Source organism: Streptomyces sp. NBC_00878, from assembly GCF_026341515.1.
Classification (GTDB): domain Bacteria; phylum Actinomycetota; class Actinomycetes; order Streptomycetales; family Streptomycetaceae; genus Streptomyces.
The window spans coordinates 4,115,119-4,140,608 of the sequence record NZ_JAPEOK010000001.1; the positions used below are offsets into that span (position 1 = coordinate 4,115,119).

Here is a 25,490-nt window from a genome sequence, read left to right on the forward strand (position 1 = left end):
TACGAGAGATTCCTATTGAGAGTGATGGACAAGCTGCGGGCCGTGCGCGGAAACGGCTCACACTCGCAGCGGCAGCGCGGTACGGATCGCCCCGCGCACTTGCGCGGCTCGGACCTGTACGGCCGTCGGAGGCAGTGCGCGCGGCACTTCGGCCGTGGTGCCGCCACGGCAGGCACGGCAGAGACCTCCTGGCAGGGCCTCCGGGCGGCCGGGTACGCGGCACTCGGTGCACTCCATGATCAGACGCGGAGGCGGGGGCTGCCGGGGCGCGGCGGCTCCCTCGGCGGCGGCCAGGTCGGGCGGCATCTTGTCGCGGAGCCGACGCTGGACAAGTGCACGGGGTGAGTACACCGCCTCGGGGAGGCCCGCGACGAGGACCTGCGTGAAGCGAGCGGTATCGGCACCACGGGCGAACCACTCGGCGGCGAGGCCTTCGAGCGCCGCACAGTCGGCGTGGGAGAGCGCCAAGCGGGGTTCGGCGCGGCCGAGTTGGGCGAGGGCCACGTACGCGGCTGAGGGTTGAGGCTCCTGTGTCACGTCGCTGGGGGCGGCCTGGGACATGGAGGCCGGGGAGGATGTCGTGACCGGGGAGGTCGTGATCGGCGTCTCGGGCGATGCGGCACCGGGTACGTCACCGTCGAGGAACCGGGCCCACCATTCGTTGTCACGTGCGGTACGGGACCAGTAGGTGCGGAAGACCCACCGCGTGCCGGTACCGGTATCGGTGTCGGTGCCGGTGTCGGTCGGCTCGACCCGGTGGCGTACGCGGCGCAGGTGTCCTGCCTCGCCGAGTTCGTTGAGGGCGGAGCGGACCGCCTGCTGCCCGTAGAGGGGCTGGGCCTTCGCGATGGTCTTGGCATCCATGGCCGCGTTCTCGCAGAGCCGGTCGAGAAATCCGGCGATGTACGCGGCGCGGGCGGGGAGGTGACCGAAGTCGCCGGGGCGGGAGGGCGGCTGGTCCGGTACGGAGCGTTTGCCGTAGCCGGGCTTGGCCATGGGGTGTGCGGGCGCGGGCAGCGCAGCGCTAAGGTCTTCACAAGCCATGAGATCGGTCCTCGTTCGATCTTGAGGTCAGACCCCGGTTTGGTGCTGGTAACACCTGCCGGGGTCGTTTGTTGCTGCGAACGCTAAACGTTCGCCACGGCGCGTGGCAAGCCGATCACGAAAAGTCATGTCCGCTGGTGTGTACGGGGGTTGGGAGGGAGGGTGGGTTGAGCCCAACCACCCAATCCTCACAAAAGGAGCTCGGATCTCGGGGTCCGAAGCCCGGGGCTCGGGCGCCGACGTTCAGGCACGCCGAGTGTGCGCTATGAAGGCCGCCCAGGCGTCAGCGGGTACGGCGAACCGGGGGCTCCGAGCCCCGAGCTTCGAGTCCCGGACGTGGATGGAGTGGGGGCAGGCGGCGACTTCGACGCAGTCACTGCCCTGGGAGTCGCTGTAGGTGGACTTGCGCCAGGCGTAGGCGACTTCGAGGCAGGCACTGCCCGAGGAGTCGCTGTAGCTGGACTTGAACCATGACAGGTCGGCGCTCATCGTTCCTCCGCCACCTTTCTGATGAACCGGGCAGACTCCTCAACGCTAAGCGCCTGCGTGCGGATCATGCCATGGCGTTGAGTCAGCGTGCTGAGCTTGTCCCCACTGCCGTAGAGCGCACCCGTTTCCTGCCCGTCGGCGAAGGCGTACTGCTCATGGTCCGCCGTTTCCACCAGCACGATCGGTCCGCTGAGCGCCGCAGCGGGGGCGAACTTGAACAACAACACTTGGATTGAGACGTTACGCCGTTGTCCCACCGTCAGCAGATGCTCAAGTTGCCTGCGCATCACGCCCTCGTCGCCCACCACGGCATGCAGCGCTGCCTCATGAATCACATAGTTGAAGAGCGCGGGCGGCTTGCTGGTCAGCTTCTCCTGTCGTTTCAGCCTTGCCCCGACCCGTTCCTCGACCGTCTCCTCATCGAGCGGCGGGCAGTCATTGCTGATCAACTCCCGTGCGTACTCCTCCGTCTGCAACAACCCTGGAATCAGCAGAGGCTCGTACCACTGCACCGTGATCGCCTCGGCCTCCACCAGTACGTACTGCTGCGTACGCTGGGGAAACGACTCCGGCTTCAGGTACTCCTGTGCAGCGACCAACTTCCCCTTGGCCCCACACAACTGATCCGCGACCTGCAACAACCTCAGCGTCGGCCGTCTCCGCCCGTTCTCCATCGACTTGACGTACTCGTAGTCGTAGTGGGTCTCCTTGGCCAGCTCCTGGCCAAGGAGACCCACTACGACTACGAGTACGTCAAGTCGGGTCTCCTTGGCCAGCTCCTGGCGGCTGACCCCCGCTTCTTCCCGCCACAATTTGATCTGCCCGCCGCAGTACCGCCAATTCTGCTGCGCCTGCTGAGTCTCCCCAGAAGTCACCACGCCCGCCTGCCTCCCGCCGACACCCCGTGTACAAGCACGCTGTGTACCCACGTCGCTACTCGCGAGGCTACGCGCCACCCACCAGCCTGATCTCGGCAAATGACGGAGAATCACACGCAAGGAACGAGTCACGCATGCCGATGTCCGGAGGCCCAACTCCCCAGCCCGCCCCTGCTGCCGCCCCCCAGGACATCGAGTGGCGCCTACCGCGCCACGCCCGCAGCGTGAGCAGAGCCCGAACCCTCCTCCGGGAACAGGCCACTTCGTGGAAGCTCCCCGACGACGTGACGGAGACGGCGGTCCTGCTACTCAGCGAGCTGATGACGAACGCATACCGCCACGCGAAGGTCTCCCCGGGCAGGGAGATCTGGGCCCGCTGCGTCCTGGACGCGGACCGCCTCCGCGTATCGGTGACGGATGCGAGCGAGACGTACCCGGCACCCCGACAGGCATCGCCGGACGACGAGTCGGGCCGGGGGCTGTCGCTGGTGGTCGCCCTGGCGGACAAGTGGGGCGCAAACCTTCGGGACTGTGGAATCGGCAAGACGGTCTGGTTCGAACTCGATTGCCGACTCTCCGCAATCGGCACTGCGCACTGTGACGGACGATGACACATGGGGTCGTCTACGTGGGGATACGCCCACGCACCATGAGCGTGCCCATGTCTTGGGGGTCCGGGGCTTTGAGTACGTGCGCCTCGACGTCCGTGAAGCCATGCCGTTTGAGGATATCCGCCCACGTCTCGGGGGCGTACTGCCAGCGCAACACCGTCAGTTCGCGCTCGCGGCCCTCAAGCCATTTTCCGCGCATCTGCTGAGGACCGTAGGCGTGCGCGGTCGGCTCGGCCTGGGAGAATGCGAAGACCCCGTCGGGAGCGAGGCGCTTGGCGATGCGCGGGAACAACTCCTCGGGATCGGTGAACCACACGGCGCCCCACACCGAATAGACGGCGTCGTACACCGTGGTGGTGGACGCGAGAAAGTCGCACGCTTCGGCGCGGATGAATGACAGTCCAGAAGTGTCCTGCCAGAAAGCGCGAGCCCGCTCGATCTGGACCGCGGAAAAGTCCACTGCCGTCACATCGACCCCCCGATGGGCCAAGTAGGCGGCTTCCTTGCCTTCCGCCGGCCCCAGCTCCAGCACCCTGCGGGGTTCCCCCAGGAATTCGGCACCCGGCCCGTGACCGGGAAACTGCGTCCATTCGAACCGGTCGGCCTGCGGAGCAGCCTGGACGCCCTCACCCCGGAACGGCTTGTACTTGTCCCAGTATTCGGCCGGTGTCGTGGGCACGTGGGACATGGAACTCCTCAGGAGGCTGGTGAGAACGGTATCCATCGGGCTGGACACCGTATCGACGCCTCCTCCCACGCACGGGCAATTGGCACAACGTCACCCGATCCGCTCACACAGAGGCCCGGGAGCGCTCGAAGCGCTCCCGGGCCGACTGCTTCCGAGGGTTCAGTGACAGTTCGCTCCAGGACTGCACGGACCACACTTGCCGTAGTCCCGCTCCCACAGCTTCCAGTCCACGTCGAAGCCCGCATCCGCGATGATCTGCGCGGTGCGCTCCACCGAGCCGTCGTACTTGAACTCGACCTCCGGGATGTGCTCCAGGAACTTCCCGTCGAAGTGCTGCGCACAGAACTCGCGGTAGTTCTTCGTGTCCAGGATGAAGACATGGACCGCCAGGTCGACCAGGCGACCACAGCACATCTCCAGACCCTGGCCCCACTTCTCCATGGCTGTGATCAGGTAGGAGACGGCCGCGCCGAACAGACGGTTGGCCATCACCTCGTCCACGGGGTGATCCCGCATCAGGAGCGTGATCTCCCGGTCCCACACGCCACGATTCACGTAGTCCCGGGGTTCACGGACCTCGGTTTCCAATGCTGTTGCCATGCTGTCCTCCGTGATGTCGTTCGGGTCAACCGCCCAGAGCGGGCCCGTGAGGGAACGACACCACCGGGCAACGGTTGCCGGTTGTCAACTGCCCAGGCGTGCAAGCGATTTGCAGAGCTTGCACACGCCGTCGACCGACCGTCGAACGGCCGCTACGGTGAGTAGGCCTGGTCCTGTCAGCAGACCTCCCTTGGCGGAGCGAAGCCGAGACCTCGGGGAAGCGAGGTGCGATGCGCACCACCGACCCGCTGTGGAGTTCCACCAAGGTTCGTGCGCTCGTCGACCACAACGACCCCGGAGGGCTCATCCGCATGGGCCGTATCGGTCGGGGATGGCGGCAGGCCGATCTCGGTGCACGGCTTGGCTGCTCCGCCTCTACAGTCTCCCGATTGGAGCAGCGCGGAGGCCGAACAGTTGACCTGCGCCTCCTACGGCGAGCCGCCCAAGAGGTCGGCGTGCCGACAAACGTCCTGGGTGCGGCACTCGGAATAGGCACACTCCAAGCCACTAGAGTTGCGTCGGACGGTCCACGTTGCGTCGAGGAGGACCCAATGCGCCGCCGCACACTGCTCGCAGCCGCCGGGCTGGCGGCCCCCGCCCCGCTCCTCGTGGGCATGGATGACGCTCTCGCGATCACACCCACGCCCACCGGCTCGGACGTTCCCCTCGACGCCCGCCTTTCCCGGGCGCGCACCCTCTTCGATTCGGGCAAGCACGCCGATCTCTTGGCAGCGCTCCCAGGGCTGCTCGCGGACGCGCACGAGGCCGCCCGGACCCGCTCGGACCTCGCGCATGCCCGCTTGTCCGCCTGTTACAGCCTGGCCGCTCAGGTACTGATCAAGATCGGGCGGTACGACCGAGCACGGCTCACCGCCGACCGGGCCACTGTGTACGCAGACCTCTCCGGTTCTCCGTTGGCGGCCGCAGCCGCGGCCCGGGAGCTGAGCATCGTCCTGCGTCACCAGGACCAAGCCGTCGCCGCGCAACGCCTCATCACTGACGCCGCGATCAAGGTCGAGGCCACCGGCCTGACGACACCGGCGCAAGCTGCGGCCTATGCGCAGATGTTGTGCACCACTTCCTACACCGCAGCACGCGCCGGAGACCGCGATCAGGCACAGGCCATGATTCGCGAGGCCTCCCAAGCCGCGCGCCAACTCCACCAGCAAGTCCCGGCGGGGCGCTTGTTCCCCATCACCCCCGCCGCCGTCAGCCTCTACGAAGTCGGGGTCCACTGGGCGCTCGGCGACGCAGGCGCCGCACTTCAGGCCGGCCGCGCACTGAGCGCGGAGCAGTTCCACACGGCCGAGCGCAAAGGACGGATGCATACCGACCTCGGCCGCGCCTGGTGGCAATGGGGCAAGCCCGAGCAAACCACGCAAGAACTCCTCTCCGCTCTGCGCGTCTCACCGGGCGAGGTGCGCGACCGCCCGGCAATCCGAAAGATCGTCACCGACCTCTCCACGCGGCACCCGCGAGTGAGCGGCGTTCGCGAGCTGGCAGCGGCTATCGGCGTACGGGGCTGATCCGGCGACGCGGCCACGCACCCACCGGACGGTTCAGACCAGTCCGCTCAGACCAGTCCGCAGCGTGGCCAGGTCACACCAGCCGTCGCGCCGTAGCCCACCGTGTCAGCTCGTGCCGGTTCGACAGTTGCAGTTTCCTCAGGACCGCCGAGACGTGGGACTCGACCGTCTTCACCGAGATGAACAGCTGCTTGGCGATCTCCTTGTACGCGTACCCGCGGGCGATGAGGCGCAGGACCTCGCGTTCGCGCTGGGTGAGGCGGTCGAGGTCCTCGTCCACAGGTGGGGCGTCGGTGGAGGCGAAGGCGTCGAGGACGAAGCCTGCCAGGCGGGGCGAGAAGACCGCGTCGCCGTCCTGGACTCGGAAGATGGAGTCGACCAGATCCGTGCCGGTGATCGTCTTTGTTACGTAGCCACGCGCTCCGCCGCGGATCACGCCGATGACATCCTCCGCGGCGTCCGACACGGACAGCGCGAGGAACCGCACCGGCCGCTCGGCGTCCGCCATCAACGGTGAGCAGCGGCGCAGGACTTCGACCCCGCCGCCGCCCGGCAGGTGCACATCGAGGAGGACGACCTCGGGCCGGGTCGCCGTGATGACCGTGACCGCCTGGTCGACGTCCGCCGCCTCTCCGACCACCTCGACACCGGTCCGCTCGGTCTGCCCGATCTCCGCCTGGACTCCCGTACGGAACATGCGGTGGTCGTCGACGAGGACCACGCGTACGTGTCGCCCGGGCGCCGAGCCCGCCGGATCGGGGGCGCCCGCCTGGTCGTTGGCCGTGGCGGCCCCTGAGGGCGTGTCGGCTCCGGCCGAACCGGCCGGCGTGGCAGGGCCGCCGGCCCTGCCCGCGTCGGCCGCGCCCGCGCCTGTCGCGCCGGCGTTCGGCTCGACCGCTCCGGTCGGTTCGCTCGCGTCGCTCATGTCTCCGCCCTCTCCATCTCCAGCTCGACCTCCGTGCCGCCGTCCGGCACCGCACGCAGCCGCGCCGTACCCCCGTTGCGCTCCATGCGGCCGATGATCGATTCTCTGACGCCCATGCGGTCGCCGGGTATCGAATCCAGGTCGAAACCGGGACCGCGGTCCCGGACCGACACGAAGACGGTCCTTCCCTCGACCTCGGCGAAGACCTGCACCGCGCCGCCCTCGCCACCGTACTTGGCCGCGTTCACCATGGCTTCCCTCGCGGCCTGCATCTGGGCGCCGATCCGGTCGTCGAGCGGGCAGTCGCCGACGACCACGACCTCGATGGGGACGCCGTGCTTGTCCTCCACCTCGGCGGCGTTGCGCTTCACCGCCTCCGCGAGCGTGCCGGGTTCGTCGTCCTCGTCCTTGCCGGTGCCCTCGGGCTTGTAGAGCCAGTTGCGCAGGTCGCGCTCCTGGGCGCGGGCGAGGCGTCGGACCTCGTTCGCGTTCTCCGCGTTTCGCTGTATCAGGGTCAGGGTGTGCAGCACCGAGTCGTGGACGTGGGCGGCGACCTCCGCCCGCTCCTGGGCGCGGATGCGCATCAGGCGCTCCTCGGAGAGGTCCTGGGTCATGCGGACGAGATACGGGCCGGCGAGCAGCGCTATGCCGACGAGGACCGCGAGCGCGGCCTGGAGGACCGAGCCGAGGTGTGCCGCGGAGCCCTGGAGGACGAAGATCGCGGAGACGCCCGTGGCGACGAGCAGGACACCGGCCGCGGAGCGGAGCAGCGTGATCGTGCGCTTGCGGCGGCCGACCTCCATCCAGCGGGCCCGCCGCGCGTTGTCCGCCTGGCGCCAGACCAGGGCCACGCCCGCGCCGACGAGGACGGCGGGCCAGAGGTAGGCCTTGGCGCCGCTGCCCAGGTTCACATTGCCGACGAAGACCATGGTCACGACGACCAGGGCGAGCAGCGCGACGATCTGGCCCTTGTCCGGCTTGCGGGCGACGAGTCTGCGGCGGCCGTCGGGCGCGGTCTCGGTGGCGAGGGCCGGGGGCCGCTCGACATCCACGCCGCCCACACCCAGCGGGACGAAGAACCAGAACGCGGCATACAGCAACGAGCCGAGGCCGTCCGCCAGCATCAGCCCGACGAACACCAGCCGCACCCAGATCACGGGCAGCCCGAGATGGCCCGCGAGCCCCCGCGCCACCCCTCCGAGCCAGCGTCCGTCACTGCTGCGGTAGAGCTTGCGCGGCGGCCGCGGGTCCTCGACGGTCAGGGTTGCGGCTTCCGGCATGCCATCGATGTTCACACGCCGCAGAGCCCCGGGCATCAGGGTCGGCCCCTTAGACTCCCCTGATCTTCGAATGCTCTGCGGATGCGCTGCGAATCAGGCTCCCCCTGATCTTGGAATCCGCACGGAGTTTCCTCCGCGGTCATCGTCTGAGGGGCCGTACCAGGGTCGAATTCAGGGTTCGGCCAGGGTCGTACCGACTCCCGTCCGGCCGTCGTGGCCGTCACCATGGACACATGACAGATCACCAGCACGCCGCGGCGGGTCCGGGACCCGGCTCCGGCCCGTCCGGGAGTGGAGCCCCGGGGGCGGAGCCGCAGGACGCCGTGCCCGCGGCGGACGCCCCGGCGCCCGCGGGTGAGGAGCCGCGCGCGCCCGGCGAACCACACGCGCCCGGAAATCCGGGCACGACCGCGAATCCGGGCAGGACCGCGAATCCGGGCGGGGCCGGAGAGCCCGGCGTGCCTGGAGAGCCCGGTGTGCCCGAGGTGCCGCGGAAGTTCCGGCGCGACCGGCGGCACAAGATGCTGGGCGGTGTGTGCGCGGGGCTCGGGCGGCACTGCGACATGGACCCGGTGATCTTCCGCATCGTGCTCGCCGTGCTCTCCGCGACCGGCGGCCTCGGCCTCATCTTCTACGGCTTCGCCTGGCTCTTCGTCCCGAACGACGACGAGGACGAGAACGAGGTGCGCAAGCTCCTCACCGGCCGCGTGGACGGCCAGGCGCTGGCGGGCGTGCTGTTCGCCCTGGTCGGCTGCGGTGTGTTCCTCTCCATGCTGAGCAACAGCGGCGTGCTGACCTTCGCGGCGACGCTCTCGCTGCTCCTCGCGGGCGCCGGGTACTGGTCGCGGCAGCGCGGCGCGGACGACCCCGACCCGCTCGCCGCACAGGCCGTCTCCGACGCGCCGCCGGAGGCGCAGGCACCGCCCGTCCCCGCCTCCTTCACCTCATGGTGGCGCGAGCCCATCGTCAAGGACGGCACGTACGTGGGCGGCACGGGCTATCTGTGGGGCCCCAAGGACGCACGGGACCGCGACATCGCGGCGGCGATCACCATCGCGCACGGCGGCGGCCCCGGCAGGGACATACGGGCGCAGGCGCCCAAGCCCCGCGGCCCCCGCTGGATCGGCGGCTGGGTGTTCCTGCTCGCCCTCCTCGCGGGCCTGCTCGGTACGCGCGTGACCTGGGACGACCGCACGCTGGGCGCCAGCCTGCAGACCGGCCTGGCGTGCTCGCTCGTCGTGTTCGGCATGGGCATCGCGGTCAGCGCGTTCCGGGGGCGCACGGGCGCGGGGTCGATCTTCCTCGCGATCGTCACGGCGGGCCTGCTGGCGTGCTCGGCGGCACTGCCGCAGAACATCAACACCCACTGGGTGCGTACGGACTGGACACCCGCCACGGCGGCCGCCGTACGGGAGCAGTACGACCTCGGCACCGGCGTCGGCACGCTCGACCTCAGCCGGATCGACCTCGCCAAGGGCCGGACCGTGACGACGAACGCCGAGGTGGGCCTGGGACAGCTCAAGGTGGTCGTGCCCAAGGACGCGTCGGTGAGGCTGGTGATCGAAGTGGGCATGGGCGACATCCAGTTGCCGGGCGACGACAAGAAGGACGTGGACGTGGCCCCGGGCAAGCACAAGCAGCTGACGCTCACCCCCACGGACAAGAGCAAGGCGGGCGGCACGCTCGACCTCACCCTCGAAGTCGGCATCGGACAGGCGGAGGTCACCCGTGCTACGTCATGAGTTCCAGCCCGGACGGCTCATCGCGGGCTGCTTCCTCGCCCTCACGGGCGTCATCTACGCCGGCGACGCGGGCGACGCCTGGGACACCCCGTGGTTCGTGGTGATCCCCCTCGTCACCGGAGGCCTGTTCCTGGCGGCCGCGGCGGGCACTCTGGCCGGCGGGATCCGGCGCCGTCGCCGCCGCGCACTGGCCAGACAGAAGGACAGCGCCGCGTAGCCGCCATAAGGGCGACCGCCTTTGAGGGGCGCGGGGAACTGCGCGACCAGCCCCCACCGGCCCGCAGGTCAACAACACCGCGCCGCCAACCCAGCTCCCAGCGGAGCGCACCCGCTCAGTACGCGCCCGACCGACGCCTCCGCCGCGATCGCAGCATCGCATCCACGGAGAACACCGAAGCACCGGCGAGCACGATCGGCAGCCAGGCCATCAGGTAGGGCAGGTCGTTGCCGTAGTAGTACGGATCCGACGCCCAGCTCACCGTCAGCCAGAGGCTGAGGGAGATCAGGGCGCCGCCGACCGCGGCGAGACGGGCGAGGAGACCGATCAGCGTGCCGATACCCACCGCGAGCTCGCCGAAGGCGATGGCATAACCGAAACCGACGGGATTCTTGAGCGCCAGGTCCACCAGCGCCGGAATGGCCGACGAGTCACGCACCGCCCGCATCAGGTCGCCGACCGACCCGGCTCCGGCATCGTGCATGAAGGCGCTGTCGGTGAGTTTGTCGATGCCCGCGTAGATGAAGGTGACGCCGAGGAAGACCCGCAGCGGAAGCAGGGCGTACCGCGTCGCGGAATCCCGCCAGTTCCCGCCGCCGTCGTCCCCGTACCCGGAGTGCGTGTCCATGCGCATGCCGTGAGCCATCGCTCTCCGCCGCCTCTCGCCGCCGCCGAACGGTTCACCCCTCAACAGACGATACGTATGACTACAAGATCCCGCTCAAGACCGGACGCACAAATTTTCACCAGGTCCCACCGAACAATCCCTTTTGGGCCTTTACGGGCACGAGAGTTCCGCGTGCACACACGCCCCCAGAGAGAGGCCATGCGGGTGGCGGGAGCCGCCGGCCGCCAGCCGCGCGACAACCCGGGCGCCGCGAGCCGGGCGCCGCGAGCCGGGCGCCGCGAGCCGGGCGCCGCGAGCCGGGCGCCGCGAGCCGGGCGCCGCGAGCCGGGCGGCACGGGCCGGGCGGCGCGGTCACTCCGTCACATCGATGCCCACCCGGTTCGTCTCCAGCCCCGCCGCGGTGACGACCTGTACCTCCACCCGCCCGGGCTCCACATCGGCCGGCACCGGCACGGTGAGCACGGCATCGGACGGGTTGCTGAATCCGCCGGGCACCGGAACCAGCGGCACATGCACATGCACCGCCCCGATCCGCACGACCATCCGCGACAACCGGTCCGCGCCCTGCGCGCCGGGCGGCACGAACCCGGCGCCCCGGATCTCGATGTCGTCCCCGGTCCGGATCGGCGCGTCCAGATCCCCCGCCTCGCGCGCCCGCACGACCGACAGGATCACCGGCCGCCCGCCCTCCGCGTACTTCCCCGCGACATACGTGGCGGCCGACACCAGCACCATCACCGCCAGCCCCCACGGCAGGTCGGGCAGCTGCTCGGGCCGCCGGGCCAGCCGCACCGCCGCGAACACCAGGGCGACGGCGCCCAGGACCACGTACTGGATGTCGGCGAAGCTGCCCCGGCCGGAGTCGTCGGTGAGCAGGTCCGCGGCCCGCGGCCGGTCGGCGCGTACCTTCTGCAGCCGCTGGCCGAGAACCCGCAGGCCCACCACCCGGCGCACGAGTACGGCGATCCCGCACACGACGGCGAGTACGGTCACGATCCCGGCTCCCCGGGCGAGGTCGAGCCCGGCGATCAAGGCGTCCCGCTCGGCGGGGGAGGACGCGCCGGCCAGCCGTCCCGCCAGCACGAGCACGGCGTAGACGACGAACAGCACCCAGCCGACCGCCACGGCACGGGAGGTGGACAGCCGGTTGTCCTCGCCGATGACGGGCGCCAGCACCCCGCCCCGCGCCCGGTGGAACCACGAGGCCCCGGTCAGCAGCCCGCTCACGACGACCGCGGCGACCAGACCCGCGGTCCGCGCGGCCGTCCAGCCCGCCCCGATCGCGGTGATCGTCTGCGCCAGGAGCAGGGCCCCGGCGACCCCCCACACGGCGATGACGGTTCGCCGCCACACCAGTCCGAGCCAGACGTCGCCCTCGGCCCGCCCCCGCTCGGCGACGAGGTCCGCGGACTGGGTCAGCTCGTCCGACACCCACTGCCGCGACGCCCCGGCCGAGTACGCGACGGCCGCGGGCAGTCCCCGCCCCGACGCCAACTCGTCCCGCTTCGAAAGGAATTCGGCAACGGCGCGCCGATGCCCCTCGCGCGCCCCGTGCGGACAGTTCCCGCAGGTACAGCCACCCTCGTGCACGCCCCGACCGGCGCCGCGCCCGGCGTCACGCCCCGCGCCCTGTCCAGCCTCCTGCACCGCCACGCCCGTTGCCGCCTTCCAGACCATTGGGTCGAACCATCATTGGCCGCACGCCATTACCGACGCGCGACTACCAAGTACCGAATACCTGCACACCACTGCGAAATACCTGCACACCACCGCGAATCACCGGCCCGCCATCACCGGCACGCCAGTTCCGATACGCCACACTCACACGCCACCGCCGCGCCACAGACAGCGGGACAACCACCGGCCTCACGGCCACCGGTCGCACAGTCACCCCCCGCACATCTGCGCAGCCGCACAAATGCCTCGCGACGACAGGGCATTGTGCCGTACCCCACACCCCGCGCGTCCGCCAGGTCTGGTCAGCGCGGGTGAACCGCCCACCCCCGTGTTGACCCGGGCTGCGAGAATTCCCCTATGGCCGAGATCATCCAGCGCGACGGGACCTGGGCCTTCGACGGCAGCACGGTCCGGATCACCCCGGGACTGCACCGCTCCGTGCCGCTGTTCCGGCAGACGTACGGAGAGATCGCCGTGCCCCTCGAAGCGGTCGCGGGCGTCGCCTACGAGCCCGAACGCAAGCGCGGCCGGCTGCGCCTGAGACTCCGCGAGGGCGCGGACCCGCTGCTCCAGGCCACCGGGGGCCGCCTGCCCGAGCCCGCGGACCCGTACCGGCTGGCGGTGGACATCGACCGCTCGGGCGTCGCCGAGTACGTCGCCGAGGAGATCCGGCACTCCCTGCTCCTCGAACAGATCCCCAAGGAGCCCGCCAAGTCCTACCTCGTGCCCGGCCCGCCCGTCCCGGTCTCGGTCCGTTCCAGCGACGGCACGGTGTCCTTCGACGGTTCCCAGGTCCGTATCGACTGGAGCGACACCTCGGACCGGGTGAAGCGCGCGACGGGCCCGCGCATCATCGAGCTGCCGGACCTGGTCCAGGTGGAGTGGCTGCCCAACTCCGGTTACGAGGACGGCTTCCTGCGCTTCGTGACCCGCGACTCGGTGTTCTCCAAACTGCCGCCGGAGAAGGACCCGTTCGCCCTCGACCTGTGGGGCAGCGCCCGGCGCGACCTGCTCACGGCACTGGTCGCCACCGCGGTCATGGCCCGCCTCCCGCACCCGTCCACCCGTTCCGGCGAGTACGCACGGGGCGATCCGCCCCACCTCACGGCCGCACCCCAGGACTCCGTACCGCCGCATCCTCCGCAGCCGCCCCAGCAGGACCTCCACGACGTACTCCTGCGCCGCCTCAGGCAGTTGGGCGAACTGCACCGCGACGGCGTACTCACGGACGAGGAGTTCGCGACGACGAAGGCGGCGGTGCTGCGGGACTTCTGACGCGGGTCTTCTGATTGAACTCGGGCCTTCTGATTGAAGAGTTCGGGCTAGTGTCCTGCGCCAGAGATCCGTCGGCAGAAGCGGGCGAGGGAGTCGAGGATCTCTTCGGCGGTCTTGGTCCAGATGAACGGCTTGGGGTCTTGGTTCCAGTCTTTGACCCAGGCGCGGATGTCGGCTTCGAGGGCCTGGACGTTCTTGTGTGCGCCGCGGCGGATCATTTGGTGGGCGAGGTAGCCGAACCACCGCTCGACCTGGTTGATCCAGGAAGAGCCGGTAGGGGTGAAGTGCAGCTCGAACCGCGGGTGCTTGGCCAGCCATGTCTTGATCGCCGGGGTCTTGTGGGTGCCGTAGTTGTCCACGATCAAGTGGATCTGCAGGTGAGCGGGCACCTCCTTGTCGATCCGGATGAGGAACTTCTTGAACTCCACGGCCCGGTGCCGGCGGTGCAGGGCCGTGATGACCTCGCCGGTGGCGACATCGAAGGCGGCGAACAGAGTGGTCAGGCCGTTGCGGACGTAGTCGTGGGTGCGCCGCTCGGGCATGCCCGGCATTATCGGCAGCACCGGCTGGGACCGGTCCAGGGCCTGGATCTGCGACTTCTCGTCCACCGAGAGCACCACCGCACCCTCGGGCGGGTTGAAGTACAGGCCCACGACGTCGTAGACCTTCTCCACGAACAGCGGGTCTGTCGACAGCTTGAAGGTGTCCGCGAGATGCGGCTTGAGCTGGAACTGGCGCCAGATCCGGCCCACGGTCGACTTCGACAGGCCGCTGTGCTGGGCCATCGATTTCCTGGACCAGTGGGTGGCGTTCTTCGGCAGCTGTTCCAGCGTGGTGACCACTACCGCTTCCACCTGGTCGACGCCGATGGTGGGCGGCCGGCCCGGCCTGGGCTCGTCGACCAGACCGTCCAGCCGCTCGGCGAGAAACCGGCGCCGCCACTTGCGGACCGTGTCCGCGGCCACCCGCAACTCCCGGGCGACCGCGACAATCGGCGGTACTTCCGGCCCCGCACACGCCAGGACAATCCGAGCCCGCAGCGCCAGGGCCTGGGCCGATGTCGCCCGACGTGTCCACCGCTCCAACTCCGCCCGCTCCTCCCCGGACAGCAGCAACGGCTCCAATTTGGGACCCCGACGAGGAACTGACGCACCAGCAGTAGTAGTCACACAACTACTAACGATCAACTACTGGCGCAGGACACTAGCTGAGGAGGTCGGGTTCGCCGCGGCTGATGTCCTGCCACAGCGGCTGGTAGTTGATCCATGCCACCAGATCCCCGCCGAGCTGCTCCCGCGTCGCGACCGCCTGCTTGTGGTCGATGAGTACGGGACGGCCCGCCGCGCACGCGGTCAGCTGCACCTGGCACGACCGCTCCATCGACAGGAACCACCAGGCCGCCGCGTCCACCGAGTCGCCGACGGTCAGCAGCCCGTGGTTGCGCAGCACGAGCGCCTTGCGGGTGCTGAGCGCGGAGGCGATCCGCCGCCCTTCCTCGGCGTCCACGGCGACCCCCGAGTACGCGTCGTACAGCGCGTGGTCCTCGTAGAACGCGCAGCTCTCCTGGGTGATCGGGTCGAGCAGATCGCCGAGCGCGGCCAGCGCGCGCCCGTGCACCGAGTGGCAGTGGGCGACCGCGACGACATCGGGCCGGGCGGCGTGCACCTGGGCGTGCACGGTGAACGCCGCCTGGTTCACGTGGTAGCGGCCCTCGATCACCTGCCCGTCCTCGTTGGCCATGACCAGGTCACTGACGGTGACATGCTTGAACGGCATACCGAACGGGTTGACCCAGAAACAATTGCTGTACTCCGGGTCGCGCGCGGTGATGTGGCCGGAGACCCCGTCCTCGAACCCGAGCCGCCCGAACAGCCTCAGCGCCCCCGCGAGGCGCTCCTTGCGGTGCCGCCGCTCGTCGTCGAGCGATTCGTGCATGGGCGGCATGGCGAACCGCAGCCGGTCGGTGGGAAGGGGCAGGGGCGGCGTGGGCCCGTGCATATGTCCTCCAGCCCTGAGGTAAGGACTCCGTACATGTTTACGGGCGGGAAGTTACCGTCGGTCAGCGTAGGAAAACAGAGATGTTCGTGAAGAGAATGCACAACCGTTGCACGCGGTCGCTGGTCTGGCTGACAGGAGCCAACCAACCGGTAACCGGTCGGGCCACCTGCACCGAACGCCCCCTGGAGGATCCCCATTGCGCAGTCACCCCCCTACGCTGCGCGGACCGCACCCCGCGACCGCACCCCCCGCCCGCCCATGAAGAGAGCCGAACGCCTGATCACGGACATGCTCAGACAGATCGCCACGCGCGACGTGGTCGTCCTGGACGACCTCGGCGGATCCCGCCGCCGCCTCGCCGCGCTCACCTACATCGCCGTGCAGTACGGATTCCGGTACGAGGAGACGCGCAGGCTCGGCCAGACACTCCAGGTCCGCCTGGTGCGGGACCCCCGTCCCGAGGCCCGCGAACGCAGCACGGCCGCCCTCGGCCGCCTCGCCGCGGGCCGCGCTCCGGGCATGCGCCCCGGCACGCTCAAGCCCCTGCCCGACGTGGCGCCCGCGGTCGGGCTGATCCAGGCCCGTATCGAGTTCGACGCCCTGAACGACGACCTGGACTGGCGCCGCAAGGCCGTCTTCATGACCGCCAGCACAGCCCTCGTAGCGCTGCTGCTGATCCCCGCGGGCTGGAAGGCCTCGCTCGCCGCGAGCGCCACGATGGCCGCGGTGTTCCCGGTCTTCCTGCGCCTGGAGGTGCTACGGAAGGACCGGCTCGCCCGGCGACTGCGGTCGGCGGGCCTGATCTGAGGCACGCCTCACGCCATCCGAGGCACGCCCCGCCGCAAAAGGCGACAGAGGATGTCGGGTTACGGCGCCAGAGTGGTCGTATGGCTCGCATGACTGGCATGACTCGCGCGACATCGAACTGGGCGGCGTTCACGACCGCGGAACCGGACCTCGCCACAACCGTCGAGGCACGGTTCGCGGCCTTCACGCACCACATCGTGGCGACCCTCCGCAAGGACGGGTCGCCCCGCACCTCAGGCCTCGAAGTCCGTTTCCTGAACGGGGAGTTGTGGCTCGGCATGATGCCGGACTCGCTCAAGGCGCTCGATCTGCGCCGCGACGCGCGCTTCGCCCTGCAGACGAATCCGGGCTCCGGTACGGAGATGGCGGGCGGCGACGTACGGATCGCGGGCCGGGCCGTCGAGGTCCACGACCCGGCCGAGCGGGCCCGGTACGCCGAAGAGGTGGAACCGCCGGAGCCGTTCCACCTCTTCCGCACCGAGCTGACGGAGGTCGTACGGACCTACGTCGAGGACGACACGTATCTGGTCGTCGAGATCTGGAAGCCCGGAGAGCCGGTGCGGACTCTCAAACGGACGTGACCTTCACGGCCTGCGGGTTCACTCCCACTCGATGGTGCCCGGGGGCTTCGACGTCACGTCGAGGACGACGCGGTTGACGTCCGCGACCTCGTTCGTGATCCGCGTCGAGATCTTCGCGAGGACGTCGTACGGCAGGCGCGACCAGTCGGCGGTCATGGCGTCCTCGGAGGAGACGGGCCGCAGCACGATCGGGTGGCCGTACGTCCGGCCGTCGCCCTGGACACCCACACTGCGGACGTCCGCGAGCAGCACGACCGGGCACTGCCAGATGTCGCGGTCGAGGCCGGCCGCCGTCAGCTCCTCGCGGGCGATGGCGTCGGCCTCGCGGAGCAGGTCGAGCCGCTCCTTGTTGACCTCGCCGACGATGCGGATGCCGAGGCCGGGGCCGGGGAACGGCTGGCGCTGGACGATCTCGTCCGGCAGGCCGAGCTGCTGGCCGACCATCCGGACCTCGTCCTTGAAGAGCTTGCGCAGCGGCTCGATCAGCTTGAACTCAAGGTCTTCCGGCAGCCCGCCCACGTTGTGGTGGGACTTGATGTTGGCGGTGCCGGTGCCGCCGCCGGACTCGACGACGTCCGGGTAGAGCGTGCCCTGCACCAGGAAAGCGACCTCGGGACCCTCGTCCGCGATGATCTCGGCCTGCGCCTGCTCGAAGACGCGGATGAACTCGCGCCCGATGATCTTCCGCTTCTCCTCGGGGTCGCTGACTCCCTTGAGCGCGGTGAGGAAGCGCTCCTCGGCGTCCACGACCTTCAGCTGTACGCCGGTCGCGGCCACGAAGTCCTTCTCGACCTGCTCGGTCTCGCCCTTGCGCATCAGACCGTGGTCGACGTACACGCAGGTCAGCTGCGAGCCGATGGCCTTCTGGACGAGGGCTGCGGCCACGGCGGAGTCGACGCCGCCGGACAGACCGCAGATGGCGCGCTTGTCACCGACCTGCTCGCGGATCGCGGCGACCTGCTCGTCGATGACGTTGCCGGTGGTCCAGGACGGGGTGAGTCCCGCGCCCCGGTACAGGAAGTGTTCGAGCACCTGCTGGCCGTGCGTGGAGTGCATGACCTCGGGGTGGTGCTGGACCCCGTACAGCTTCTTCTCGTCGTTCTCGAAGGCGGCGACGGGGACGACGTCCGTGGAGGCCGTCACCGTGAAGCCCTCGGGGGCCGCGCTGCACGCGTCGCCGTGGGACATCCACACCGACTGCTCGTCCGGGGTGCCCTCGAAGAGGGTCGAGCCGGACTTCGACACGTGCAGCGGCGTACGGCCGTACTCGCGGGCGCCGGTGTTGTCGACCGTGCCGCCGAGGGTGGTCGCCATCAGCTGGAAGCCGTAGCACATGCCGAAGACGGGGACGCCGGCGTCGAAGAGCGCGCGGTCCAGGCGGGGGGCGCCCTCCGCGTACACCGAGGAGGGGCCGCCGGAGAGGATGATCGCCGCCGGGTTCTTGGCGAGCATCTCCGCGACCGGCATGGTGCTGGGCACGATCTCGCTGTAGACACGGGCCTCGCGGACTCGGCGGGCGATGAGCTGGGCGTACTGCGCACCGAAGTCGACGACGAGGACGGTGTCGGGGGCGACGGGGGACGCTTCTGGCACGGTTTGCCTTCCGGCGGTTCAGCAGGGATGTGCTCCTGAGTCTAACCGGGCGCCCCGAGCGGACGTCCCATCCCTTCGTGCGCCCCTCCACGCTGGGGCTTCGCCCCAGACCCCGTTGTCGGGTGCGGGTTGGGTGTGGCTGGTCGCGCCCACGCGGCGGAGCCGCAAATGTCACAGCCCCGCGCCCCTGGAAGACGGGGCTGCGCCCCTACTTCCAGGGGCGCGGGAATGGGTAGGGGCGGCGGGGGCGAGAGAACCGTCTCAGCATCCGAACCCGCTTGGCCCCCGCCCGCCGCCCAGGCATACTGCTCCCATGCTCACGCACGAGACCTTCGTCTTTACCTATGGCAACCGGCCCACCGGCTGCCATGGTCGTGCTGCTTGAGCAACTGACAAGCGACTTCCCAGGCGCCCCGGGCCGACAAGGCCCGGGGCGCCTCGCGTATCCGGACCTTGCCGCTCCGGGGCACCCCACTCGATGAGGAGCCCCCAAGATGAGCACAGCCGCCGAGACCACCACCGCCACCTCCACGAACACCGCCACGAACTCCGCCACGGACAAGACCGGCGCCCGTACCGAAGAGGCCGCCGATGTGATCACCGGCGCCCGCGAACGCATCGACGCCCTCGACGACCGGATCATCGGCCTCGTCCAGGAACGCATGGCGATCTCGGCGGTCATCCAGGAGGCCCGGATCGGCTCCGGAGGCCGCCGGGTGAACCTGTCACGCGAGATGGAGATCCTCGGCCACTACAGCGACGCACTCGGCAAGCCAGGAACCTCGCTCGCGATGACCCTCCTGGAGCTGTGCCGGGGCCGCGTCTGAAGGTGAAGATGCTGAGGTCGTACGGGATCCGCGTACGACATCCCCGTACGACATCCGCGTACCACGGACGTCCGGTGCACGCACGTACGCATGCCCTCTCACCCGTACGGCACGTGACCGCCTCGCGGCGGGCTTCGTTGGTCCCGATGTCCGTGCCAGCCAGGGGCGGGCCCGAAGAACCACGCGTGGCTCCGCTGGAACGATGAGGCGTACGGACGTGCGCCGTGGGACCTCGTTCCAGAGAAGTGACCGGACGGCAGGGGACAGCGGCCCGGTCACCCAAGAGAGGTCGGCTCCGGGGACGCTCGGAGCCGACCGGCGGAATCTGTGCAAGGGCGGTCGAAACGGTTGCGGAGGCCGCGGCCCATCGAGCACGATGCCTAGAACAACCCCGAGTCCCAGAGCAGACAACCGCATTGGACCGTCTTACCGCCATTGGTCGAGACCACGCGCACTCCCCCCGTGCGCCGGGGCGCCGACCGGCGGAAAAGCCAGTACGCGGCGCTACCCCCCGGCGCCGTTCCCCAGGCACCGGCGCTGCCCTGACGTCGGTGCTGACCACGAAGGGCCCCGCGGATCCTCCCCCACTCTCGACTTCGCTCGAGCGGGGGGACCCCATCGCGGGGCCCTTCGCTTGTCCGGGACGGATTCCGGGCTGCCTCAGCCCGTCGTCGTCTCCTGCTTCAGCTTCAGCTTCGCGAGCTGCGCCTTGACGAGTTCGGCCGGGACCTCGACCTCGTCGGCGTCCAGCATGTTCATCGAGCTGAAGGCCACCAGCGTCGAACCGTCGCGGACGACCGTGTACGCGGTCGGCACCTCCGCCCCCTCGATGGAGGCGACCAGCCGGAACGCGACGGACTCGTCGCCCAGCTTCGGGTCGGCCAGCGCCTTGACGCCGGAGTACTTGTAGCCGACGTACCGGTACGCGGTGCACTCGCCCGTCGCCTTGCGCAGCCCTGCGAGCACCTCGTCGGCCTCGCCCGGCCCGAACGCGAGGAGCGCGAGTGTGGTCACCGAGGCGTTCGTCTCGGCCTTGGCCGTGACGCCGCGGCTGACGGAGGCCCGTGAGGCCGGGTCGGTGGTGAACAGGAACATGTCGGCGACCGGTTGGCACTTGGCCGGGCCCGCCGGGGAGGACTCCCCCTGGAGGTCGGCGGAGCCCGCACCCCCGACCTCGTACCCCTTGACGTCACCCGTCACGAGGGCCGCCTTCTTCAACTGCGCCTGGGTCAGGGGCTCGTCCGCGTCCGGAGCGGCCGAAGGGGCCTCGCTCGGCGCCAGATCCCCCTTGCCCTCCTTCTCCTCACCCTCCTTCTCCTCGTCGGCCGAGTGTGTGGTGGCCGGTGTCCGCGACGACTTCTCGTCCTTTTTGTCGTCGTCGCCCGCGCACGCCGAGGCGCATCCGAGGGCGGCCACGACCGATGCGGCCACGAGGGTCCGCGAGATCCGTGTGCTCAAGTCTGTACTCAGGTCCGTCCTCATGCCCGTGCTCATGCCCGTACCCATGTCCGTGCTCACGTCCGGGACACCGTCCCACAGGACTCCGTCCTGGACTGCCCGATGTCCCGGCTGCGGTCGTACGGGTCGGTCGTGGGCCCGGTCGGCGGCGCGCCCGTGGGCCCGGTCGAGTCGAACTCCGGGTGCAGGAAGCCGTCGTAGACGTCGCAGGCGGTGTTGGAGAGGTCCTGGTCGAAGCGGGTGATCGCGAGCTTGCCCGGGGTGACCTCGTACTTCGCCGGGTCGGCCAGCTCCAGATCGATGACCCGGCGGACGATGGTACGGGTGACCTCGATGGACTCCGGGTCGGCCGGGGCCAGCGGGTAGACGAAGGTGTAGTCGGCGTGAATGGCGAGGGCGCCGTCCCGGCCGGCCTTGAAGGTCGTACGGCCATGGGTCTTGACCACGTCGCCGACGAGCCGCACCTCGTCCCGGTCGAAGCGGCTGAAGAGCCAGAGCGGGTCGCTGTCCTTGCCGGGCTTGCGCAACCAGGACCTCGCGTCGTCGAGCATCTCGGGCTGCTTGGGGTCGAGGACCTTGTCGAGCACGGTCTCCGGAGTGCCGCCGAGCAGGGTCTCGCGGTCGATGTTCGCGTCGACGAGCAGCGACTTGGTCTGCGCCAGGGCCCGGGCCACGTGGGCCTTGCTGAACGAGCCGACCGGCTTGGCCTCCGGCAGGACGATTCCGGCGGCGCCGTCGGCGTACCGCTCGGCCGGGGAACCTGCGAACGGCTTGTCCAGCGTGGGCGTTCCGGGCGCGGCGGCGGGGGCAGTGGTCGGAGCCGCGGTCTCGTCGGGCAGCGGGGCCGCGGACTGCGTACCCGCACCTCTGCCCGTGTCCGTGTCCGTGCCGAACGGGTCGCCCGGCAGCAGGGACGGCTTCATGGCCACCACGGCCACGGCGATCGCGAGCGGGACGCCGATGATCGTCCACATCTTGCGGCGCCGGGCCGCCCGGCCGTTCATCTCCTGCCAGGCAGGACCCGTGCGCCAGCCCGGGGGCAACTCGCCGCGCGCCTCCTGTTGGCGCAGCCGCTCGGTCACCATGCGGGCCCGCGCGGAGGGCTCCTTGGGCGCCTCGGACATCCGGATGTCCCGCTCGCTGTCCTGGACGAGACGCTCCCACACGTCATCCGGTATGGATTCCTCGGACTTCCCGGATCCCGCAGACTCTCCGGACTTCCCGGATTCTCCTGACTTCGCGGATCCTCCGGACTCCTCCGGTGACTTCCCCGACGGCTTCTCGGCCATGGCGCTCGCGCCTCTCCCCCATGATTGACCTGCTGATCGAGCCAGTTATCGAGCCACTGATCGGCCCGCTGATCGGGCTGCCGGTCGACTGATCGACCGCGGACCGACGCGTTCTCCGGTTGCTCGACGGACAGTTCTAAGGCGTGGGCAAGCGAGTTCACAAGTCCGAGCCGGATGTGACCCAGCCCACAGGAAAATGTCGCGTGGTCGAGGACAACCCTTCACACGCGTCACAGGTCTCACTTGCGGAACCAACGGCCGTGCCCGCGTATCCCGCACGCGGAGGCCTTCCACATCTCGTGCCGCGACGCTGCGGTACGCCGGACTCTCCGAGGTCTTAATGAAGCTTCGCCGTGTCATGGCCGCCGCGGCCACGACGGCCGTCATAGCTCCGCTGGCGCTGCTGTCCGCGCCTGCCGCCTTCGCGACCGACCCGACGCCCACCGGGTCCGAGACCGCGACGACGCCCACGGTGACGCCGACCACCGAGACCGCGACGCCCACCACGACGCCGACCACGCCTCCGGCCACCGTGACCCCTTCGGGCACGCCGACCGACACCACGAGCCCGACTGGCACCACGTCGCCCACCGGATCGCCGACCGGGTCACCCACGGGATCTCCGACCACGACGCCCGAGCCGACCGACCCGAGCGACCCGGACGTCCCGTACTGCGAGGAACTCGACGAGAACTACGGCGACGCCAAGGTCTCCGCGGACATCAAGGGTCTGCCCGGCAAGATCGTCGCGGGCGACGGCTTCCACAACTTCGAACTGGTCGTCACCAACGAGTCGAAGGCCGACATGAAGGGTGTCGCCTTCTACGCCGAGATCGAGAACTACGAGTCCGACGAGGCGAAGTTCCTGAGCCCGCACGTCACGCTGGAGTTCAAGAACACCGAGTCCGGCAAGTGGGAGCGGATCGGCGACGAGACCTGGGCCGGGGACTACTTCTTCTACGTCAACACCCTGAAGGCGAAGGCGAGCGAGAAGGTCGACCTGCGCTTCAGCGTCGGCAAGGGTGCCCCGGCCGGTGACTCGTACTCCTTCGGCTCCGGCGCCTACCTGGACAACGTCGACGGCCAGGACTGCATCGCCGAGGGCTGGGCACAGTACGACTTCGAGGTGCTGAAGGCCGGCTCCGCCAACCCGGACCCGGGCACCGCCGATCCCAGTGACAACGGCAAGGACCCGGTGAAGAAGCCGCAGGGCGACGTCTCCGACCTGCCGAGCGGCAACCTCGCCGAGACCGGTTCCAACTCCGCACTGCCGACCATCGGCCTCGTCGGCGGCGCCGCCGTTGTCGCCGGTGCCGGTGCGGTGTTCGTCGTCCGCCGCCGTAAGGCCGGGGACGACGCCCAGGACGCGTAGGGCGTAACTCGCTTCACGCGACCAACGCTTCACGCAAGAGACGAAGGACCTGCGCTCGGAGGGGGGTGCAGGTCCTTCGTCGTTCCCGGCCGCCGGTCGCAAGGAGCACGGAAGACGGACGACGGACGACGGACAGCAGACAGCAGACAGAAGACAGAAGACAGAAGGAGTACGGCCGGAGTTACTTCTTCGGCGGCACCGTCGGCATCCCCAGGAACGGCAGCCGCAGCGCGCCGAAGGCGTCCGCGGGGACGGCGGGTGAGCGGGGCTCGACCGGCTTCAGGCGCTCGTACGCGGCTCCCTGCGCCGGACGCGGGTCCGCCTCGCCCTTGTTGGGCCAGTACGACATCGCGCGCTCGGCCTGCGCGGTGATCGTGAGCGAGGGGTTGACGCCCAGGTTCGCGGAGACCGCGGCGCCGTCGACGACGGAGATGCCCGGGTGTCCGTACAGCCGGTGGTACGGGTCGATGACGCCCTCGTCGGCCGAGGCGCCGATCGGGCAGCCGCCCAGGAAGTGGGCGGTCAGCGGGGTGCCCATCAGCTCGCCGACGTTCGAGCCGGGGAAGCCGTTGATCTCCGCGGCGATCGCGGAGGCGCTCTCCGAAGCGGCCCTGATCTGCTTGGGGTTGGGGGCACCGTGTCCCTGACGGGCCGTCAGCAGGCCCTTGCCCGCGCCCTTCGGTTTCAGGTACGTCGTCAGGGAGTTGTCGAGGGACTGCATCACCAGGCCGATGATGGTCCGCTCCGACCAGCGCCGGTTGGAGAGCGAACGCGCCACGAGCGTGGGGTGCTTCACCGCGTTGACCAACCAGCCGAGAGCCCTCGACGAGCCCTCCGCGTACGGGACTTGGAGGATGGACAGGCTGCCCATCGAGTTCGAGCCACGGCCGTAGCGGACGGGCTCGATGTGGGTGTTCTCGTCCGGGTGGACGGACGACGTGATCGCGACTCCGCGCGTGAAGTCGACCTTCGCCTCGCCGGTGGCCTTCCGGTAACGGCGGTTGTCGGTCTGCGCACCGACCAGGGCCTCGGAGTTGGTACGGGTCAACTCGCCCAGCCTGCCGGAGAGGTACGGGAGGTGGCCGCCCGCCTTCATGCGGTGCAGCAGGGTCTGCGTGCCGTACGTACCGGCGGCGAGGACCACCCGGCGGGCCTTGAAGGTCCTGCCCCCGCCCTTACGCTTCCCGCCCTTGCGTTTCTCGTCCGTCGGGAGTGTCGTGACGGCGTAGCCGCCCTGCGAGTCGTCCGTGACGGACACGACGGTCGTCATCGGGTGGACGACCGCGCCCGCCTTCTCGGCGAGGTAGAGGTAGTTCTCGTTGAGGGTGTTCTTCGCGCCGTGCCGGCAACCGGTCATGCACTCGCCGCACTCGGCGCACGCCCTGCGTGCGGGTCCGGCCCCGCCGAAGTACGGGTCGTCGGCCCGCTGCCCGGGCGCCGCCTTCGCGGTCCCGTCGGCGTCCTCGCCGTCACCGAAGAAGACACCGACCGGCGCCATGTGGAAGGTGTCGCCCACGCCCATCCGCTGCGCGGCCGCCTTGAGATGGACGTCCGAGGGGGTCATGGTCGGGTTGAGCCGTACGCCGAGCATGCGCTGGGCCTGGTCGTAGTACGGCTTCAACTCCTCCTGCCAGTCGGTGATGTCCTTCCACTGCGGGTCCTCGAAGAACGGCTTCGGCGGTACGTAGAGGGTGTTGGCGTAGTTGAGCGAGCCGCCGCCGACGCCGGCGCCGGCGCCCGCCAGCACCATCACGTTGCCGAGGAGGTGGATGCGCTGGATTCCGTACAGGCCGAGTCTCGGCGCCCAGAGGTAGTTCTTGAGGTCCCAGGAGTTCTTGGGCAGGGACTCGGGGGTGAAGCGGCGGCCCGCCTCCAGGACGCCTACGCGGTAGCCCTTCTCCGTGAGGCGGAGGGCGGTGACGGATCCGCCGAAGCCGGAACCGACGACGATGACGTCGTAGTCGTAAGCGTCCTGAGGCACGTGC

General features: G+C 69.7%; 24 protein-coding genes. 9 read left to right on the forward strand and 15 right to left on the reverse strand.

Features of this window, described 5'->3' with window-relative positions:
- Positions 1-57: 57 nt before the first annotated feature.
- The 3 genes from OHA11_RS17140 to OHA11_RS17150 all read right to left on the reverse strand — a co-directional run bounded on the left by OHA11_RS17140 (position 58) and on the right by OHA11_RS17150 (position 2,411).
- Positions 58-1,044, reverse strand: a complete 987-nt coding sequence (locus OHA11_RS17140) for a hypothetical protein (RefSeq protein WP_266497139.1) — start codon at positions 1,042-1,044, stop codon at positions 58-60.
- Positions 1,045-1,287: 243 nt separating this feature from the next.
- Positions 1,288-1,533 carry a DUF397 domain-containing protein gene (locus tag OHA11_RS17145; protein WP_266497141.1) on the reverse strand — a complete coding sequence of 82 codons (246 nt, stop codon included), beginning with the start codon at positions 1,531-1,533 and terminating at the stop codon, positions 1,288-1,290.
- Positions 1,530-2,411, reverse strand: a complete 882-nt coding sequence (locus OHA11_RS17150; RefSeq protein ID WP_266497142.1) for a DUF5753 domain-containing protein — start codon at positions 2,409-2,411, stop codon at positions 1,530-1,532. Before OHA11_RS17150 ends, OHA11_RS17145 begins: the two co-directional genes overlap by 4 nt.
- 140 nt (positions 2,412-2,551) lie before the next feature.
- On the opposite strand from OHA11_RS17150, the gene OHA11_RS17155 reads away from it, so the two are divergent.
- The gene (locus tag OHA11_RS17155) at positions 2,552-3,022 is read left to right on the forward strand and encodes an ATP-binding protein (protein ID WP_266507243.1); all 471 of its coding nucleotides are present in this window, start codon (positions 2,552-2,554) and stop codon (positions 3,020-3,022) included.
- A 13-nt stretch (positions 3,023-3,035) separates the two neighbouring features.
- Here OHA11_RS17155 and OHA11_RS17160 read toward each other — a convergent pair whose 3' ends face one another.
- Both OHA11_RS17160 and OHA11_RS17165 read right to left on the reverse strand, forming a co-directional pair.
- Positions 3,036-3,710, reverse strand: coding sequence for a trans-aconitate 2-methyltransferase (locus OHA11_RS17160; RefSeq protein ID WP_266497143.1), 675 nt, complete (start codon positions 3,708-3,710; stop codon positions 3,036-3,038).
- Positions 3,711-3,869: 159 nt separating this feature from the next.
- Entirely contained in the window at positions 3,870-4,310 is a 441-nt protein-coding gene (locus tag OHA11_RS17165) for a hypothetical protein (protein WP_266497146.1), read from the reverse strand.
- 230 nt (positions 4,311-4,540) lie between these two features.
- Between OHA11_RS17165 and OHA11_RS17170 the strand changes: the two genes are divergently transcribed.
- Complete coding sequence (locus OHA11_RS17170) at positions 4,541-5,836, forward strand: helix-turn-helix domain-containing protein (RefSeq protein WP_266497147.1); 1,296 nt, start codon at positions 4,541-4,543, stop codon at positions 5,834-5,836.
- A 73-nt stretch (positions 5,837-5,909) separates the two neighbouring features.
- On the opposite strand, the gene OHA11_RS17175 is transcribed toward OHA11_RS17170, so the two are convergent.
- Positions 5,910-6,761, reverse strand: coding sequence for a response regulator transcription factor (locus OHA11_RS17175; RefSeq protein WP_323186578.1), 852 nt, complete (start codon positions 6,759-6,761; stop codon positions 5,910-5,912).
- Complete coding sequence (locus OHA11_RS17180; protein ID WP_266497148.1) at positions 6,758-8,041, reverse strand: ATP-binding protein; 1,284 nt, start codon at positions 8,039-8,041, stop codon at positions 6,758-6,760. The genes OHA11_RS17175 and OHA11_RS17180 overlap by 4 nt, the downstream gene beginning before the upstream one ends.
- 233 nt (positions 8,042-8,274) lie before the next feature.
- On the opposite strand from OHA11_RS17180, the gene OHA11_RS17185 reads away from it, so the two are divergent.
- On the forward strand, positions 8,275-9,783 hold the full coding sequence (locus tag OHA11_RS17185) for a PspC domain-containing protein (protein WP_266497149.1): 1,509 nt from the start codon (positions 8,275-8,277) through the stop codon (positions 9,781-9,783).
- On the forward strand, positions 9,770-10,000 hold the full coding sequence (locus OHA11_RS17190; RefSeq protein ID WP_266497150.1) for a hypothetical protein: 231 nt from the start codon (positions 9,770-9,772) through the stop codon (positions 9,998-10,000). The genes OHA11_RS17185 and OHA11_RS17190 overlap by 14 nt, the downstream gene beginning before the upstream one ends.
- A gap of 115 nt (positions 10,001-10,115) precedes the next feature.
- On the opposite strand, the gene OHA11_RS17195 is transcribed toward OHA11_RS17190, so the two are convergent.
- Positions 10,116-10,646 carry a DoxX family protein gene (locus tag OHA11_RS17195; RefSeq protein ID WP_266497151.1) on the reverse strand — a complete coding sequence of 177 codons (531 nt, stop codon included), beginning with the start codon at positions 10,644-10,646 and terminating at the stop codon, positions 10,116-10,118.
- Between the two features lie 333 nt (positions 10,647-10,979).
- Positions 10,980-12,281 carry a hypothetical protein gene (locus tag OHA11_RS17200; RefSeq protein ID WP_266497152.1) on the reverse strand — a complete coding sequence of 434 codons (1,302 nt, stop codon included), beginning with the start codon at positions 12,279-12,281 and terminating at the stop codon, positions 10,980-10,982.
- Between the two features lie 381 nt (positions 12,282-12,662).
- Between OHA11_RS17200 and OHA11_RS17205 the strand changes: the two genes are divergently transcribed.
- Positions 12,663-13,580, forward strand: coding sequence for a DUF4429 domain-containing protein (locus OHA11_RS17205; protein ID WP_266497154.1), 918 nt, complete (start codon positions 12,663-12,665; stop codon positions 13,578-13,580).
- Positions 13,581-13,627: 47 nt separating this feature from the next.
- On the opposite strand, the gene OHA11_RS17210 is transcribed toward OHA11_RS17205, so the two are convergent.
- Complete coding sequence (locus tag OHA11_RS17210; protein ID WP_266491290.1) at positions 13,628-14,704, reverse strand: IS630 family transposase; 1,077 nt, start codon at positions 14,702-14,704, stop codon at positions 13,628-13,630.
- A gap of 79 nt (positions 14,705-14,783) precedes the next feature.
- A complete protein-coding gene (locus tag OHA11_RS17215) occupies positions 14,784-15,578 on the reverse strand; it encodes a class II aldolase/adducin family protein (RefSeq protein WP_266497156.1) in 795 nt (264 codons plus the stop codon).
- Between the two features lie 258 nt (positions 15,579-15,836).
- Here OHA11_RS17215 and OHA11_RS17220 point away from each other — a divergent pair, with 258 nt between their 5' ends.
- Positions 15,837-16,385 carry a hypothetical protein gene (locus OHA11_RS17220; RefSeq protein WP_266497159.1) on the forward strand — a complete coding sequence of 183 codons (549 nt, stop codon included), beginning with the start codon at positions 15,837-15,839 and terminating at the stop codon, positions 16,383-16,385.
- Between the two features lie 98 nt (positions 16,386-16,483).
- Positions 16,484-16,966, forward strand: coding sequence for a pyridoxamine 5'-phosphate oxidase family protein (locus tag OHA11_RS17225; protein WP_266497162.1), 483 nt, complete (start codon positions 16,484-16,486; stop codon positions 16,964-16,966).
- An 18-nt stretch (positions 16,967-16,984) separates the two neighbouring features.
- On the opposite strand, the gene guaA is transcribed toward OHA11_RS17225, so the two are convergent.
- On the reverse strand, positions 16,985-18,559 hold the full coding sequence (gene guaA / locus OHA11_RS17230; protein WP_266497166.1) for a glutamine-hydrolyzing GMP synthase: 1,575 nt from the start codon (positions 18,557-18,559) through the stop codon (positions 16,985-16,987).
- Positions 18,560-19,053: 494 nt separating this feature from the next.
- Between guaA and OHA11_RS17235 the strand changes: the two genes are divergently transcribed.
- Positions 19,054-19,386, forward strand: a complete 333-nt coding sequence (locus tag OHA11_RS17235) for a chorismate mutase (RefSeq protein ID WP_266497168.1) — start codon at positions 19,054-19,056, stop codon at positions 19,384-19,386.
- 660 nt (positions 19,387-20,046) lie between these two features.
- On the opposite strand, the gene OHA11_RS17240 is transcribed toward OHA11_RS17235, so the two are convergent.
- Positions 20,047-20,844 carry a hypothetical protein gene (locus OHA11_RS17240; RefSeq protein WP_266497170.1) on the reverse strand — a complete coding sequence of 266 codons (798 nt, stop codon included), beginning with the start codon at positions 20,842-20,844 and terminating at the stop codon, positions 20,047-20,049.
- Between the two features lie 56 nt (positions 20,845-20,900).
- The gene (locus OHA11_RS17245) at positions 20,901-22,010 is read right to left on the reverse strand and encodes a hypothetical protein (RefSeq protein ID WP_323186579.1); all 1,110 of its coding nucleotides are present in this window, start codon (positions 22,008-22,010) and stop codon (positions 20,901-20,903) included.
- 463 nt (positions 22,011-22,473) lie between these two features.
- Here OHA11_RS17245 and OHA11_RS17250 point away from each other — a divergent pair, with 463 nt between their 5' ends.
- Complete coding sequence (locus OHA11_RS17250; protein WP_266497171.1) at positions 22,474-23,505, forward strand: LAETG motif-containing sortase-dependent surface protein; 1,032 nt, start codon at positions 22,474-22,476, stop codon at positions 23,503-23,505.
- Between the two features lie 181 nt (positions 23,506-23,686).
- Here the strand turns inward: OHA11_RS17250 and OHA11_RS17255 are convergent, their stop codons facing one another.
- A complete protein-coding gene (locus OHA11_RS17255) occupies positions 23,687-25,486 on the reverse strand; it encodes a GMC oxidoreductase (RefSeq protein WP_266497173.1) in 1,800 nt (599 codons plus the stop codon).
- Between the last annotated feature and the right edge of the window lie 4 nt (positions 25,487-25,490).